Genomic DNA, 2,430 nt, shown 5'->3' with positions numbered 1-2,430 from the left:
AATCAACAGGGTTTTCGGTCTCTAAGTACTTTTTAAAGGGAACATCATCGACTCAAATCTCTATTTGCAACAGTGCCGTCCGGGAAGGGGATAGGGTGATTGTACATTCCATGGATCGTTTTGCACGAAGTCTAAAAGATTTGGTCACTGAAGTAGATAAACTGGTCAAAAGAGGGATCGCCATCCAGTTTGTAAAAGAGAATATTACTTTTACTGCCCAATCCACGCCGATGGATAATTTGATGCTGCAACTGATGGGTGCTTTTGCTCAATTCGAGCGGGAAATTATCTTAGAACGTCAGAAAGAAGGGATTAAGATCGCAGCAGCTCAGGGCAAATATAAAGGTCGTGTCCATAAATTGAATCCAGATCAAGCTAAAGCATTACTGCAAGCCTGGAAAGAAGGGAAGTATTCATCAAAAGTTGATCTGGCAAAAGCGTTTGGTATCAGTAGACAGGCTGTCTATCGGTATTTAAAACAAATTAATTAGTCACTAGATGGACTGAAAGGTGCCTACAAAATCAGTGGCTATTCAGATATTACAATTAGCTACCAAAAAAGTAGAGATGGTCTGCATCTACTCGTGGACTCTACTGGCTTGAAGTTTCTAGGTGAAGGTGAATGGAAATGCAAGAAACATGGATCTGAATATCGTCGCCAATGGCGTAAGCTCCATATTGCTATAGAAGCTGAAACCCTTCAAATACGTGCAGTACAACTCACGACAAATAATGTCAGCGATTCACAAGTGCTCGAAGATTTACTTTCTCAAGTTCCCTTGGATGAACGAATTGATTCAGTCTATACAGATGGTGCTTATGACACAAAGCACTGCCGACAAGTCATTTTAAATCGTGATGCACATGCGGTCATTCCACCCAGGAAGAATGCAAAGCCTTGGAAAGATCAGCAAGTCAGGTCTATAGAACGAAATGAGTTATTGAAAACAGTCAAACTGCTAGGAAGGTCACTTTGGAAAAAGTGGTCTGGTTATCATCGTCGAAGTTTGGTGGAAACCAAGATGCATTGCATCAAATTATTAGGCGATAAATTAACAGCAAGGAGTTTTCCTAGTCAGGTGAATGAGATTCATGCACGCGTAGCCGTCTTGAACAAATTCACAGAATTGGGGCGCCCTCACACCCAAGTTGTCACTTGAATTTGGCTCAATTAGGATCGCTCTATCTTTCAAACCTTTATGCAACAAAGCCAGTCCCTATGTTAATTTGAAGAATGCCTCAATCTGACGGCTGCGAACCGCCAGGGACAGACGCAATGTCAGATTCTGTCGCGGCCTTGGCGCGTGCCTGGAAGCGTTCATAGCAATCCAGCCCGCAGAAATGTTCGACGTATTCCGCGCCTTCCGGGGTGAAGGCGGCATCGAGCGGAATTTCTTTGCAGCATACGCAGCAGGTGGTGCAACTGGCAGTGTTCGGGGCGTTTGCGTTCATGGTGGTACTCCTCCAGATTGGTAGCGAAGCTCAAAGCTGCCCACTCTCGGCTGGCTGGGAAGCGGTCATGATCTTCCCTTGAAGGCCCGCAGCAGCCGCGTCACAGACAGGACAAACAAGCCGGTCAGCGTGAGGGCTGCAATACCCCAGTGCTCCCCGATGAACGCGCCGGCCGTCGTGCCGGCTAGCACAATGGCGAGAATCGGCAAATGGCAGGGACAGGTGAGCACGGCCAGCGCGCCCCACAAGTAGCCGGTGATCGGTTTGTGCGTCTCAGACGGCAAGTGCTCTGGGCTGTTCATGGCAGACTCTCCGCGTGCTGTGCCGGTTCGGTTGGCATGGCGGCCAGTTGCATTTCGAGGCTGGCCAGGGCCTCGCGCCGACGCTCGACGAGTTGCCGCAACACGGCAAGCTGCGCAGACGCACCGTCACCGTCCGCAGCATCCAGCGCCCGGCACAGCCGCGCCAGTGCGTCCAGGCCGATACCCGCTTCGAAGGCAGCCCGTACAAAGCGCAGCCGTTGCAACGCGGTGTCATCGAACAAGCCGTAGCCGCCCGTGGTGCACGCGACCGGCCGTAGCAATCCGCGCAGCAGGTAGTCGCGCACGATATGCACGCTCACCCCGGCATCAAGGGCCAGCCGGGACACTGTGTAGGCGCTCATTGAACACCTCCTTTTCCTCATCCGGCGCAGCACGAAAGCTGCTTCACGTCCTTGCTGAAGGTCTGCGCCGCGAGCTTCAGCCCTTCGACCATGGTCAGGTAGGGGAACAATTGGTCGGCCAGTTCCTGCACGGTCATACGGTTGCGAATGGCGAGCACCGCCGTCTGGATCAGTTCACCCGCTTCCGGGGCCACCGCTTGCACGCCGATGAGCCGTCCGCTACCTTCCTCGATGACCAGCTTGATGAAGCCGCGTGTGTCGAAGTTGGCAAGCGCACGCGGCACGTTGTCCAAGGTCAAGGTGCGACTGTCGGT

At 51.9% G+C, this 2,430-nt stretch carries 4 protein-coding genes and 2 pseudogenes; 2 read left to right on the top strand and 4 right to left on the bottom strand.

All coding sequences use genetic code 11. The annotated features are described in order from the left end of the window. The coding region (locus tag PV763_RS17385; protein ID WP_420938278.1) for a recombinase family protein at window positions 1-491 on the top strand (491 nt) is incomplete at its 5' end. Window positions 492-536: 45 nt separating this feature from the next. Further along, window positions 537-1,160: pseudogene (locus PV763_RS17380) on the top strand (IS5 family transposase); the annotation flags it as partial. Window positions 1,161-1,239: 79 nt separating this feature from the next. On the opposite strand, the gene PV763_RS17375 reads toward PV763_RS17380, so the two are convergent. The 4 genes and pseudogenes from PV763_RS17375 to PV763_RS17360 form a co-directional block, all read right to left on the bottom strand. Then, entirely contained in the window at window positions 1,240-1,452 is a 213-nt protein-coding gene (locus PV763_RS17375; RefSeq protein ID WP_420938277.1) for a DUF3330 domain-containing protein, read from the bottom strand. Window positions 1,453-1,517: 65 nt separating this feature from the next. Further along, window positions 1,518-1,754 (bottom strand): broad-spectrum mercury transporter MerE, encoded by a 237-nt coding sequence (merE, locus tag PV763_RS17370; protein ID WP_001087807.1) that lies wholly within the window; start codon window positions 1,752-1,754, stop codon window positions 1,518-1,520. Beyond that, on the bottom strand, window positions 1,751-2,116 hold the full coding sequence (gene merD / locus PV763_RS17365; protein WP_001277463.1) for a mercury resistance co-regulator MerD: 366 nt from the start codon (window positions 2,114-2,116) through the stop codon (window positions 1,751-1,753). The genes merE and merD overlap by 4 nt, the downstream gene beginning before the upstream one ends. 17 nt (window positions 2,117-2,133) lie before the next feature. After that, window positions 2,134-2,430 (bottom strand): annotated as a pseudogene (locus PV763_RS17360) (mercuric reductase); the annotation flags it as partial.

It is taken from the genome of Acinetobacter sp. AS5, assembly GCF_048957595.1.
Taxonomy (GTDB): Bacteria; Pseudomonadota; Gammaproteobacteria; order Pseudomonadales; family Moraxellaceae; genus Acinetobacter.
The sequence above is the reverse complement of the archived record's forward strand: the minus strand, read 5'-3'. Positions and strand labels throughout refer to the sequence as shown.

Coding starts and splice junctions, on each gene's coding strand:
- merE (WP_001087807.1), bottom strand. CDS start 1,754: ATGAACAGCCCAGAGCACTTGCCGTCTGAGACGCACAAACCGATCACC.
- PV763_RS17375 (WP_420938277.1), bottom strand. CDS start 1,452: ATGAACGCAAACGCCCCGAACACTGCCAGTTGCACCACCTGCTGCGTA.
- merD (WP_001277463.1), bottom strand. CDS start 2,116: ATGAGCGCCTACACAGTGTCCCGGCTGGCCCTTGATGCCGGGGTGAGC.